At 56.4% G+C, this 11724-nt stretch carries 11 protein-coding genes and 1 pseudogene; 6 read left to right on the top strand and 6 right to left on the bottom strand.

Translation table 11 applies throughout. The annotated features are described in order from the left end of the window. Positions 1-341: 341 nt before the first annotated feature. The gene (locus RMS03_RS00790; protein WP_310625223.1) at positions 342-899 is read right to left on the bottom strand and encodes an HNH endonuclease; all 558 of its coding nucleotides are present in this window, start codon (positions 897-899) and stop codon (positions 342-344) included. 111 nt (positions 900-1010) lie between these two features. On the opposite strand from RMS03_RS00790, the gene RMS03_RS00785 reads away from it, so the two are divergent. The 4 genes from RMS03_RS00785 (at position 1011) to RMS03_RS00770 (ending at position 6409) form a co-directional block, all read left to right on the top strand. Continuing rightward, complete coding sequence (locus RMS03_RS00785) at positions 1011-2066, top strand: bifunctional riboflavin kinase/FMN adenylyltransferase (RefSeq protein ID WP_310625222.1); 1056 nt, start codon at positions 1011-1013, stop codon at positions 2064-2066. A 118-nt stretch (positions 2067-2184) separates the two neighbouring features. Then, positions 2185-5133: an isoleucine--tRNA ligase gene (gene ileS / locus RMS03_RS00780; protein WP_310625221.1), complete on the top strand. Its 2949-nt coding sequence runs from the start codon at positions 2185-2187 to the stop codon at positions 5131-5133. Positions 5134-5156: 23 nt separating this feature from the next. Next, positions 5157-5657: a signal peptidase II gene (gene lspA, locus RMS03_RS00775; RefSeq protein ID WP_310625220.1), complete on the top strand. Its 501-nt coding sequence runs from the start codon at positions 5157-5159 to the stop codon at positions 5655-5657. A 2-nt stretch (positions 5658-5659) separates the two neighbouring features. Further along, positions 5660-6409 carry a 2OG-Fe dioxygenase family protein gene (locus tag RMS03_RS00770; protein ID WP_310625219.1) on the top strand — a complete coding sequence of 250 codons (750 nt, stop codon included), beginning with the start codon at positions 5660-5662 and terminating at the stop codon, positions 6407-6409. Positions 6410-6425: 16 nt separating this feature from the next. On the opposite strand, the gene RMS03_RS00765 is transcribed toward RMS03_RS00770, so the two are convergent. Next, positions 6426-7409: a quinone oxidoreductase gene (locus RMS03_RS00765; RefSeq protein WP_310625218.1), complete on the bottom strand. Its 984-nt coding sequence runs from the start codon at positions 7407-7409 to the stop codon at positions 6426-6428. Between the two features lie 115 nt (positions 7410-7524). Between RMS03_RS00765 and RMS03_RS00760 the strand changes: the two are divergent. Beyond that, positions 7525-8030: pseudogene (locus RMS03_RS00760) on the top strand (DMT family transporter). A gap of 13 nt (positions 8031-8043) precedes the next feature. On the opposite strand, the gene RMS03_RS00755 reads toward RMS03_RS00760, so the two are convergent. The 4 genes from RMS03_RS00755 to RMS03_RS00740 form a co-directional block, all read right to left on the bottom strand. Further along, positions 8044-8892 carry an amidohydrolase family protein gene (locus RMS03_RS00755; protein ID WP_310625217.1) on the bottom strand — a complete coding sequence of 283 codons (849 nt, stop codon included), beginning with the start codon at positions 8890-8892 and terminating at the stop codon, positions 8044-8046. Between the two features lie 3 nt (positions 8893-8895). Next, the gene (locus RMS03_RS00750; RefSeq protein ID WP_310625216.1) at positions 8896-9738 is read right to left on the bottom strand and encodes a shikimate dehydrogenase; all 843 of its coding nucleotides are present in this window, start codon (positions 9736-9738) and stop codon (positions 8896-8898) included. Positions 9739-9752: 14 nt separating this feature from the next. Next, complete coding sequence (locus RMS03_RS00745) at positions 9753-10889, bottom strand: ABC transporter substrate-binding protein (protein ID WP_310625215.1); 1137 nt, start codon at positions 10887-10889, stop codon at positions 9753-9755. Between the two features lie 148 nt (positions 10890-11037). Continuing rightward, the gene (locus RMS03_RS00740; protein ID WP_310625214.1) at positions 11038-11199 is read right to left on the bottom strand and encodes a hypothetical protein; all 162 of its coding nucleotides are present in this window, start codon (positions 11197-11199) and stop codon (positions 11038-11040) included. 162 nt (positions 11200-11361) lie between these two features. Here RMS03_RS00740 and RMS03_RS00735 point away from each other — a divergent pair. Beyond that, the coding region (locus RMS03_RS00735) for a Bug family tripartite tricarboxylate transporter substrate binding protein (RefSeq protein WP_405023475.1) at positions 11362-11724 on the top strand (363 nt) is incomplete at its 3' end.

Raw genomic sequence — 11724 nt, 5'->3', positions numbered from 1 at the left:
TTTGGTATCGTTCTTCTCGGCTGAGGTGCTTGTACATTGGGCAACTTCGACTTGGCGGTTAAAGCGGCCATGATGCTCTCGCATCCTCAGCCACCTATAACCAGTTCATCTTTGTTGCACTTCGTCCTTGAATCCGCCGAATAAATGACATCGAAGATCCAAAAAAATTGTGCCGAGATATCTCTGGCATTGGTCGTTGGGGCAATGGTGATGTAGAAATCGGCTTAAACAATGAGCAAGAACTTCCATATGTCTTGGGCTTGATACGCCAGTCTTTCGACCATCAAATGAGTGGCTCTTCGGACACTTAACGCTAAAGAGTTTGTGTTGCTTTCCAAAAACTAAACCAAGAGCCGAGAACTCTTAGGCACATGCGCCATCAAAAACTCCATCTGATCCGCCAAGATGCGGCGGTTACGAAGGATGAAGTCCTCCCACAACGACGGCTCATAAGGCGTGTACAGCAGCGGCATGCGCGCTTGCTCGGGCGTGCGGTTGCCTTTGCGGTGGTTGCATGATTTGCAGGCTGTGACCACATTCATCCACGTGTTGGGGCCACGTTGCCCAATGGGTCGAATGTGTTCGCGGGTGAGTTCTGACTCGTGAAAGTGGTCGCCGCAGTAGGCGCAGATGTTGCGGTCGCGGCTAAAGAGCTTGTCATTGGTCAACCCCGATTTCAAATCAAACGGGTTGATGTTGGGCACGCCCTTGGTGCCGATGATGCTATTGACCGTGATGATGGACTGCTGCCCTGTGATGGCATTGGTACCGCCATGAAACACCGCGACCTCGCCGCCCGATTCCCAGCGCACTTCGTCAGCCGCGTAGTGAATCACCGCTTGCTCGAGCGATATCCACGACTGCGGTAGCCCTTGGGCAGACAGTTTCAAGACCTTCACACCTCACCTCCATTCGCTTGCAAAAAACGACCGTTCGGGAATGCACATCTATCGCTGACAATATACCTTTATTGAGTGACGGTTTTAGGCCCGTCACCGTTCACCCAAGATATGCAAATTTTCAGAGGTTTTCATCACCCGCAGTTGGCCAAGGCTTGCGCCTTGACCATTGGCAACTTTGACGGCGTTCACCGTGGCCACCAAGCCATGCTGGCCCTGCTGGAAAACGAGGCGCGTCACCGTGGCGTGCCCAGTTGCGTGATGACGTTTGAGCCACACCCACGCGACTTCTTTGCCAAGCAGCACCAGCAACCCGACCTCGCCCCCGCCCGCATCGCCACGCTGCGCGACAAGCTCCACGAGCTGGCCGCGTGCGGGGTAGACCAGTGCGTGGTGCTGCCGTTCAACCAAGCCTTTGCCTCGCAAGGGCCGCAGGCCTTCATCGAAGACGTGCTGGTCAAAGGCCTCAGCGTGAAATACGTGCTGGTGGGGGACGATTTTCGCTTTGGCGCCAAACGCGCAGGCGACTACGCCATGCTCGACGCCGCAGGCGCGCAACTGGGCTTTGATGTAGCCCGTATGAACAGCTACGAAGTATCAAACCCCCACGCGCGGCACCTTGTGTCCTCGCTTCCCCCCGAGGGGACTGGCCCCGCCTTGGGGTGGCCCAGCGGCAAGTCCAACCTGCGCGTCTCCAGCTCTGCCGTACGCGAGGCCATGGGCCGTGGCGCGATGCAAGAGGTGACGCAGTTGCTGGGACGCCCCTACGCCATCTCGGGCCATGTGGTGCATGGCCGCAAGCTGGGCCGCGAGCTGAACTGCCGCACGCTCAATTTGCGCTTCAGCCATTGGAAGCCTGCGGCCAGTGGCATCTTCGTGGTGCAGGTGCATGGCCTGAGTGAACAGCCTTTGGCGGGCGTGGCCAATTTGGGCATTCGCCCCTCGCTCGACCCGAGCGATGTCAACGGCGGTCGCGTGCTGCTCGAAACCCATTGCCTAGCCTGGCCTGCCAGCCTAGGCGCTGAGGGGGGCTACGGTAAAATCATTCGAGTGGAACTGCTGCACAAATTACACGACGAGCTGAAGTACGACGGTCTGGACGCCTTGATGCAAGGCATCCACAAAGACTGCGACGACGCACGCGCTTGGCTCGCAGCCCGAATTTGACGGGGCGTGCAGCCCCCTCTTGCTGCACACTGCCCCGCATCTGCCTGATTTAGCTTGTTGCCCCGCTTTTGGGTTTGAGCAGCCAGCCCCCTCTTAATGCCTCCGACCTGAGATCGCCATGACCGACAAAGCCACTGATTACCGCGCCACGCTCAACATGATGGACACCCCGTTCCCCATGCGGGGTGACTTGCCCAAACGCGAACCCGCGTGGGCCAAGCAATGGAACGAGCAAGGCTTGTACAAAAAACTGCGCGTGGCTCGCCAAGGCGCACCGCTGTTTGTGCTGCACGACGGCCCGCCCTACGCCAACGGCAAGCTGCACATCGGCCACGCGCTGAACAAAGTGCTGAAGGACATGATCGTCAAGTCGAAGCAACTCGCAGGCTTCGATGCGCAATACATCCCCGGTTGGGACTGCCACGGTTTGCCGATTGAAAACGCGATTGAAAAACTGCATGGCCGCAAACTCAGCCGTGACGACATGCAGGCCGAAAACCAAAAGTTATGCCGCGCCTTCGCCACCGAACAAATCGACCAACAACGCGAAGACTTCAAACGCTTGGGCGTGTTGGGTGACTGGGAGCGCCCCTACCACACCATGGACCCCGCCAACGAAGCCGGTCAATTGCGCGCCTTCAAACGCGTGATGGAGCGTGGCTTTGTGTACCGTGGTTTGAAGCCCGTGTACTGGTGCTTTGACTGTGGCTCGTCCTTGGCCGAGTTTGAAATTGAATACGCCGACAAGAAGAGCGACACGCTCGACGTGGCTTTCTTATGCGCTCAACCCGAGAAACTGGCTGCTGCATTTGGCTTGACCAAGCTCGACAAGCCAGCGTTCGCCGTGATTTGGACCACCACCGCGTGGACCATCCCTGCCAACCAAGCGCTCAATATGCACCCCGAAATCAACTACGCCTTGGTCGATACCGAGCGTGGTTTGTTGGTGTGCGCAGCCTCGTTGGTCGAGAAATGTTTGGAGCGTTGGAAGCTCGAAGGCAAAGTCGTTGCCACCGCCACGGGCAACAAACTCGGCCTGACTGAATTCAACCACCCACTCGCGCACGTAGACGCAGGCTACCAACGCACCTCCCCCGTGTTCTTGGCCGACTACGTGGGCGAAACCGACGGCACCGGCATCGTGCACAGCGCCCCCGCCTATGGCGTCGATGACTTCAACTCATGCATGGCCAACGGCATGAAGTACACCGATATCTTGAACCCCGTGCAAGGCAACGGTGCCTACGCCGCTGACTTCCCGCTGTTCGGTGGCCAGCACATCTGGAAAGCAGTGCCTGTCATTCTGCAAGCACTGCAAAGCGCAGGCCGCTTGATGGCCACACAAACCATCACGCACAGTTACCCGCATTGCTGGCGTCACAAAACGCCCGTCATCTACCGCGCAGCGGCGCAGTGGTTCATCCGCATGGATGCGTTTGACAGCACGACTGAGAAAACCACGGGCAAATTCATCACCGACAAGTCAACACATTCGCTGCGCGAACTCGCGTTGCACGCGATTGACCAAACCCACTTCTACCCCGAGAACGGTCGCGCACGTTTGAGCGACATGATTGCCAACCGCCCCGACTGGTGCATCTCGCGCCAACGCAGCTGGGGTGTGCCCGTGCCGTTCTTCTTGCACAAAGACAGCGGCGAGTTGCACCCACGCACCATGGCCATCATGGACCAAGCAGAAGACATCGTGGAACAAGGCGGCATCGAAGCCTGGAGCTGCGTGGCGGTGGAAGACATCCTCAACCAGCCCGGCGACGACGCAGCCAGCTACACCAAGAGCACCGACATCTTGGAAGTGTGGTTCGACTCCGGCTCCACCTTCCAACACGTGCTGCGCGGCAGCCACAAAGACGCCTACAACTTTGGCGTGAATCACCGCGCGCCTTTCCACACTTCACCCGACAACTCCACCCCCGAGGCTGACCTGTACCTCGAAGGCCACGACCAACACCGAGGCTGGTTCCACAGCTCACTGTTGTTGGGCTGCGCCTTGTACGACCGCGCACCCTACAAAGGCCTGCTGACCCACGGCTTTGCCACCGACGGCCAAGGCCGCAAGATGAGCAAGAGCTTGGGCAACACCGTCGCCCCGCAAGAAGTGAGCGACAAGATGGGCGCCGAAATCGTGCGCTTGTGGGTGGCCAGCACCGACTATTCTGGCGACCTGAACATCGACGACAAAATCTTGGCCCGCGTGGTCGACGCGTACCGCCGCATTCGCAACACGCTGCGCTTCTTGCTCGCCAACGTGAGCGACTTTGACCCAGCCAAAGACGCCGTGGCGTTTGACGATTTGTTGGAAATCGACAAGTACGCGTTGTCTCGCGCTGCGCAAGTGCAAGCTGAAATTTTGGGGACATACAAACCCGAGACGGGTGTGTTTGAAGGCGGTCATTTCGGCAAGTATGAATTCCATCCCGTGGTGTCAAAGTTGCAGCTGTACTGCTCGGAAGATTTGGGCGCGTTCTATTTGGACGTGCTCAAAGACCGCCTGTACACCACAGCGCCGAAGTCGCTCGCACGTCGCAGCGCGCAGACGGCGCTGCACCACATCACCCACGCCATGCTACGTTGGATGGCGCCGTTCCTCAGCTTCACAGCTGAAGAAGCGTGGGCGACGTTTGGCAAGTCCGAGTCGATCTTCTTGGAAGCTTTCACCAACCTTGGCGCGACCCACACTGCATTGATGGACAAATGGCATGCCGTACAACAGGTTCGCGACATCGCCAACAAAAAAATCGAAGACAAACGCACCGAAGGTTTAGTGGGCGCATCGCTGCAAGCTGAGTTGCTCATCCATTGCGATGGCACAGCGTATGACGCACTCGCTTCATTGGGTGACGACTTGAAGTTTGTCTTCATCACCTCCCAAGTCACCCTCGTCAAAGGCGGAGGTTTGACCGTCGACGTCAAAGCCAGCACAGCCACCAAGTGCGATCGCTGCTGGCACTACAGCGACGATGTGGGCCACAACCCCGCTCACCCCACCCTGTGCGGCCGCTGCGACAGCAATTTACACGGTGATGGTGAAGTGCGGCACTTCGCATAAAGAGCGCACGAAAGAACGCATTGATGGCACGTCACACTTTCATTCGCAGCACCACCTCGCATTGGGTGTGGCTTAGCCTCGCTGCCCTGATATTGGTTGCAGATCAATTCACCAAGGTGCTCATCACCAGCACCTACCAGTTGGGTGAAGGCATTGCGGTCAGCAGCTTTTTCAATATCGTGCGCGTACACAACGAAGGCGCTGCGTTTTCGTTTCTCGCCACTGCGGGTGGTTGGCAGCGTTGGTTTTTCACAGGCTTGGGCGTGGTGGCCACCATCGCCATGGTGTGGATGCTCAAAAAACATCCGGGTCAAAAACTGTTTGGCATTGCAGTTGCCTGTATCTTGGGCGGCGCAGTGGGTAATGTGGTTGACCGTGTGCTGTATGGCTACGTGGTGGACTTTCTGGATTTTTATTACGCGGGCATTCACTTCCCTGCGTTCAACATCGCCGACAGCGGCATCACGGTAGGCGCCGCTTGTCTCATCTTGGACGAAGTGCTACGCGTACGCCGCGGCAACTAAACATGCAAATACTTCCCCCAAAAACAGTTGGCGTTACCGAACTGAACACGACCATTGCACACAAAGGCTACGGCATGCTGAGTGCTGCCAGCGTGGCGCAATGGGCGAGTTGCTCGGTGGCCGAGCTGCAAACCCTGTCGCCCAGTTGGGCCGACATGCCGCCCGACAACTACCTCAAAGACGGTGGCCGCTACCGCCGCCGCCGTCACAGCAGCTTTGTATTTGAGAACGAGGCATTGACCCAAGTGCCACACCGCGCGCATTGGCAGTCGCTCGACTACAATGCACTGCATGGCGGCATGGAGCGTTGGTTTGAGCCCATGCATGCAGACACCGTGACATCGCCCGCTTGGGCCCAGTTGCTCACGGCATTGGCGCACACCGCAAGTCAAGTGCGCGGCACACCCAACACCAAGTGGTGCATCGAAGCGCATCAGTTCCGCATTGACACCACCGATGGCATTGGCCGTCCTACGCCCGAGGGCGCGCATCGTGATGGTGTGGATTTTGTGGCCGTGTTCATGGCCCACCGCAGCCATATCAAAGGTGGCGAGACTCGCGTATTTGACGCACATGGACCACAAGGCGAACGCTTCACGCTGAGCGAGCCTTGGTCTTTGCTGTTGCTAGACGACACACGGGTGATTCACGAAAGCACGCCCATTCAGCCGATGGCCGAAGGCGGGTATCGCGACACGCTGGTGCTCACCTGCCGTGCTGACAAGTTTCAGAACGCTGAACCCAGCACCTGAAACGCATGCGCTGTCATCACAAAGTGATGATGGTGCAACCCGTGGTTTTGCGGGCTTCCAAGTCGCGGTGCGCTTGGGCAATGTCGGCCAGTGGGTAGGTTTGGTCGATGTGGATCTTCACCTTGCCGCTGGTCACGGCTTCAAACAAATCGTCTGCCATCTCTTGCGTGCTTTCGCGCGTGACGATGTGGCTGAACAAAGTTTGGCGCGTGAGGTAGATCGAACCCTTAGGGCCCAAAATGCCGGGGGCCATCGGTGCTGGTGCACCTGATGCGTTACCAAAGCTGGCCATCAAACCAAACGGTGCGATGCAGTCCAGTGATTTGTCCCATGTATCTTTACCCACCGAGTCGTAAACCACTTTCACACCCTTGCCGCCTGTGATTTCTTTCACACGGACCAGGAAGTCTTCGGTGTTGTAGTTGATGACGTGCGCTGCACCATTGGCTTTGGCCAATTCACACTTGGCATCACTGCCTGCTGTACCAATCAGTTGGTAGCCCAAGGCCTTGGCCCATTGGCAAGCAATCAGGCCCACACCACCGGCAGCGGCGTGGAACAAGATGAAGTCCCCCTTGTGCAAGCCGCCTTGTGGCAAGGTGCGCTTCAACAAATATTGCGCGGTCAAACCTTTGAGCATCATGGCTGCGCCGGTTTCAAACGAAATGGCATCTGGCAATTTGCACACGCACTTGGCGGGCATCACGCGCTCTTCGCAGTAGCTGCCGGGTGGTTGGCTGGCATAGGCTGCGCGATCGCCCACTTTCAAATGGGTCACGCCCTCGCCCACGGCTTCGATGATGCCGGAGGCTTCCATGCCCAAATGCAAAGGCATAGGCAGTGCATACACACCGCTGCGTTGGTACACGTCGATGAAGTTCAAGCCAACGGCTTTGTGGCGAATGCGAATTTCGCCTGGGCCAGGTTGACCCACGGTCACGTCAATGAGCTTGAGCTCTTCAGGGCCGCCGTTTTTTTCGATGATGACTGCTTTGGTCATGGGTGATGCTCCAGAGTTGGTTTGTTTTTCAGGTGCCAAATCCTGCCATGAAATTCGCAAGAGGGGTGTCGCAAGGGTTATCTTCCCCCTCGGGTAAAGTCTTGCCCTTATTCTTATATCTGTTGCCCCTCACGCCTTGACGCCGCGCACTGCGGCGCTTTTATTAGTCCCACCCTTGCTGTGGGCAGGTAATGCCATCGTGGGGCGACTGATACACGAGCTGATCCCACCGCTCACGCTGAATTTTTTATGCTGGGGCTTGGCCTTTGCACTACTCCTGCCTATCGCGCACCATGTGCTGCGACGCCACAGCCCGCTCTGGCCGCACTGGAAACGCTACGCGCTGTTAGGCCTGCTGGGCGTGGGCTGCTACAACAGCTTGCAGTATCTGGCACTGCAAACCTCGCCGTCGGCCCCGCACTTTTAGCCTACCGCTGCTGGGGCTTGGGTGTGCAACACGTCGGCCCCAACATTGCGGGCTTTTTTGCCAACCTCACCCCTGTGTTTGCAGCCACGCTATCCGCATTGGCCTTAGGTGAGCTGCCGCAGACGTACCACATCGCAGCGTTTGTACTGATTGCGGGAGGGATTGTGGTGTCGTCACGGAGCGAAAAAATTTAAATAATTCAATTTTTCAGTAGTGTCTGGTGTTGCGGACACGTATGAATTCAAAGTGTTTTTGCGGTGCATCCCACATCATCGTACGGCGCTCAGAGGCACTGAATACAGTCTCATAAATTTTGAGCATCGGCCCGTAATCTAAGCGCTCAGGTGCTTTAAGGTAAGGCCAGTCCGAGGCCCACACACAATGTGAAAAACCAAACTCACGCACCAAGGCATCGGTGAAGATGCGTGTATCGCTGAAGGGATAGCCCACCTGCGAAAACTTGGCAAACCCTGAGAGCTTGACCACCGTGCGCCCCTCGCGTCCCAGCGCCAGCAAGGCCTGAAAACCAGGCTGCGATAACCCTGCATTTAAATTTGGACGACCGCAGTGATCGATCATCACTTTCACATCCACACGTGCGAGCATGGGTAAAAAATCTAACAGCAGATCGTTCTCGACTTGAAACTGCGCCCACATGTCAAGCTGCTGAAGTCGACGCAACAAGGGTTCGATGTTGGAATAAAAATCAAAGCCCATCAAAGATGGATTGAAGGCCACACCAATGACGCCTTGAGATTTGAATTTCTCTAAAGCTTCCAAGCTGCAATCGTTGGGCACCACGGCAATGCCTTTAAATACACCCGGGGCACCAGCGAGGGCATCTAACAAACAACGGTTGTCGGTGCCATAGCCCGAGTTCGGCCCCACCAGCAGGGCATGCTTAACCTCATAACAAGCCATGACCTCTTGGAAGTATTTGGCACTGCCCATCTCTTGCCCTGCCGGACGGTAAGACGCACGCTCACCATAAGGGAACCGACGGGGCTCCAACACATGGCAATGCGAGTCAATCTTAGGCTCTGTGAAGATACGCACAGGTCAGAAGGTGGCAAGAATGGCTTGACGCAACTCCTCGGTGATTTCTGGCTTCACACCAAACCAGGCTTCAAATGCAGGGATCGCTTGGTTCAGCAACATCCCCAGTCCGTTCACCGTCAAGTGGCCACGCTCACGCGCTGCTGCCAACAACGGTGTTTCGAGGGGGATGTAAATCAAGTCCGACACCATGGCCGTTTTGGGCAAGGTATCCAAACTGATTTCTAGCGGCGGTTGTCCATACATGCCTTGGTTGGTGGTGTTGACCAACATGGCGGCCCCTTCCATCGCAGCATGGCGCTCTTGCCAATCGTAGGTCTTGACGATGCGAGGTTCCACCGAAGCCAACTCATCCGCCTTGGCTCGGGTGCGGTTGATCAAGCGAATCTCTTTGGCACCTTCATCCAGCAAGCTGATGACCACCGCGCGCGCAGCGCCTCCTGCACCGATGACGGTGATCGGGCCGTCATCGGCACGCCATGTGGGTTTGGCGTCCTTCAAACTTTGAATGTAGCCAAACCCATCGTTATTGAACCCATGAAGACTGCCATCTGGCTGCACCACAATGCAGTTGATCGCGCCAATGCGTTGGGCCATGGGACTGAGCTGATCCATCAGCTTCATCGCCATCAGCTTGTGGGGTTGCGTGATGTTGCAACCTATCAGTCCCAGTGCAGACAAACCTCTGACGGCTGCCTCGACGTTTTCAATCTGCACGGGGAAGTGCCCGTAGGCACCTTTCAAGTTGTACTTTTTGATCCAGTAGTTGTGAAGGATGGGTGAGCGTGACTGGAATACGGGCATCCCCATGACACCGGCCAACTTGAATTGATTGCTATCTGACATGCTTCAAACCTAGGTTATTTTTTGTTGGCGGGTGGCAAGATTTCACTCACCACTTGTTTGCCGTTGACCACTTTGGTCAAGTAGCTTTCACGGTCCAAGTCACCGTTTTCGTCATAAGAAATATCCAACAACAAACCGGGATATGTTTTGGCAGAGAGGCTGATGTTTTTCATCGCGGCAGCAAACGCTTTGGAATCAAACTTGCCCAACTTCTCGGTCACCGCCTTCACGGTGTACATGCCAATGTAGCCCTTCAAACCGTTGTGGTCTGAGCGTGAGTTGTATTCCTTCTGGAATGCGGCATCAAACTTTTTCACACCTGCTTGTGGCGCATCTGCGGTCAAGCCCACGTGTGCAATTGCACCGTTGGCAGCATCGCCAGCCAACTCAATCACTTTTTGGCTGGTCAACACCGTCTCGCCAATCACAGGCTTTTTGTAGCCTTGCTTCTTCAACTCGCGCAACAAACGTGCGGACTCTTCTTCGTTGGTATAAGCGAACAAAGCATCTGCATTCGATTGTTTGGCTTTCACCACCACACTGCTGAAGTCCACTTGACCTGGCTCAGACGAAATATCAGCACCCACTTTGATGCTACGCGCCTCCAACGCCTTGATGATCAGATCGCGACCACCTTTGCCAAAGTCGTTGTTCACATAAACAACGTCGACGGTCTTGGCCTTGACTTTGTCTTTGATGTAGTTCGCAATCTTGGGCATCGCCGTGGACTGCGTGAACGATGTACGGAACACATAAGGGTTGCCTTGCTGCGTGATGGCAGCAGCTTCACCACCGGTGAAGTTTGGAATTTCAGCGCGCTTGGTAGACGCCATGCTCACCATGATGGAGCCAGAAAACACGGGGCCCATGACCACATAAGCGCCCTCGTCCACCGCTTTGTCGGTCAGGCCTTTGGCAACACCAGGGTTCGACTGTGTGTCGTACGAGACGTAGTCCACCCTCTTACCCAAGATGCCACCGGCTGCATTGATCTCTTTGACCGCCAGCTTGATGCCGTTGTCAAAGTTGGTGCCCGATGTGCTGCCCGTGCCTGAGAGCTCTACCAAACCAACGATTTTGACGGTCTGTGCGCTCGCCAGAGAGGCCACGCCAATCACCGACGACAACACCAGTTGTTTGAACAATTTCATTTGTGTCTCCTACGTTTGAAATAAAAATCTCTGTGAATTTCGTCTTTGTTTCATCTTTGATGCCGATTCACCAAGCAACGAAATGACCCCGCATTCTGCACCTAAAGCTCATGCCAAATGATGTCAGGGCGAGGGCAAGTCCCTTGAATCAATCAAATATCCAAGCGCCTAAATGTGTCGGGCCCAGCATGCCCGACCACATTCTTCGGCCAGGCACATCGCTGCCTGCGCCACTGGCCACCATCAAGGGAATCAGATGCTCTTCACGCGGATGCGAGGCCACGCCACCAGGCGCTGTGCTCCAGTGCATCAACCGTTCTGTGCGTTGCGCTTGATTGCCGTCAAGCACCTGATTAACCACGCATGAAAGTGCGCCGATGCAGGCCCGCCGCCGTGGGGCAGGTACATTGCTGGCATTCGCGTTACGCGCATCACACGTCTTTCATTGCTATCGGTATCAGAGGGCCTCATTTTGACTCAGCACCTATTCAATCGCCGCCAACTCTTCGCCAACACCACGGCCACTGCGCTGGCTTTGTCGCCCCTGCTATCGCACGCAGAGGCCGCTTGGCCCAGCAAACCCTTGCGCTTGGTGGTGCCCTTTGCACCGGGCGGCAGCTCTGAAATTGTGGCGCGTGCGATCGCGGGTGAACTCGCCAAGACGATCGGGCAAAACGTGTTTGTGGACAACAAGCCAGGCGGCGCGGGCAACATCGCCATGCAAGAAGTGGCCAATGCCAGCGACGACCACACCCTCATCTTGGGCCACATCGGCACCTTGGCCGTCAACCCCTACATCTTCCCCAAGCTGCCCTACGACGTGAACAAAGACTTC

Origin of the sequence: Limnohabitans sp., from assembly GCF_031538885.1 — a bacterium.
Classification (GTDB): Bacteria; Pseudomonadota; Gammaproteobacteria; order Burkholderiales; family Burkholderiaceae_C; genus Limnohabitans.
Note: the sequence above shows the minus strand (reverse complement) of the source record. Positions and strands in the feature narration are given on the sequence as shown.

Bases quoted from the DNA above. Each gene is read 5' to 3' on its own strand.
- RMS03_RS00785 (WP_310625222.1), top strand. From the start codon at position 1,011: ATGCAAATTTTCAGAGGTTTTCATCACCCGCAGTTGGCCAAGGCTTGC.
- ileS (WP_310625221.1), top strand. From the start codon at position 2,185: ATGACCGACAAAGCCACTGATTACCGCGCCACGCTCAACATGATGGAC.
- lspA (WP_310625220.1), top strand. From the start codon at position 5,157: ATGGCACGTCACACTTTCATTCGCAGCACCACCTCGCATTGGGTGTGG.
- RMS03_RS00770 (WP_310625219.1), top strand. From the start codon at position 5,660: ATGCAAATACTTCCCCCAAAAACAGTTGGCGTTACCGAACTGAACACG.
- RMS03_RS00765 (WP_310625218.1), bottom strand. From the start codon at position 7,409: ATGACCAAAGCAGTCATCATCGAAAAAAACGGCGGCCCTGAAGAGCTC.
- RMS03_RS00750 (WP_310625216.1), bottom strand. From the start codon at position 9,738: ATGTCAGATAGCAATCAATTCAAGTTGGCCGGTGTCATGGGGATGCCC.
- RMS03_RS00745 (WP_310625215.1), bottom strand. From the start codon at position 10,889: ATGAAATTGTTCAAACAACTGGTGTTGTCGTCGGTGATTGGCGTGGCC.
- RMS03_RS00740 (WP_310625214.1), bottom strand. From the start codon at position 11,199: ATGCACTGGAGCACAGCGCCTGGTGGCGTGGCCTCGCATCCGCGTGAA.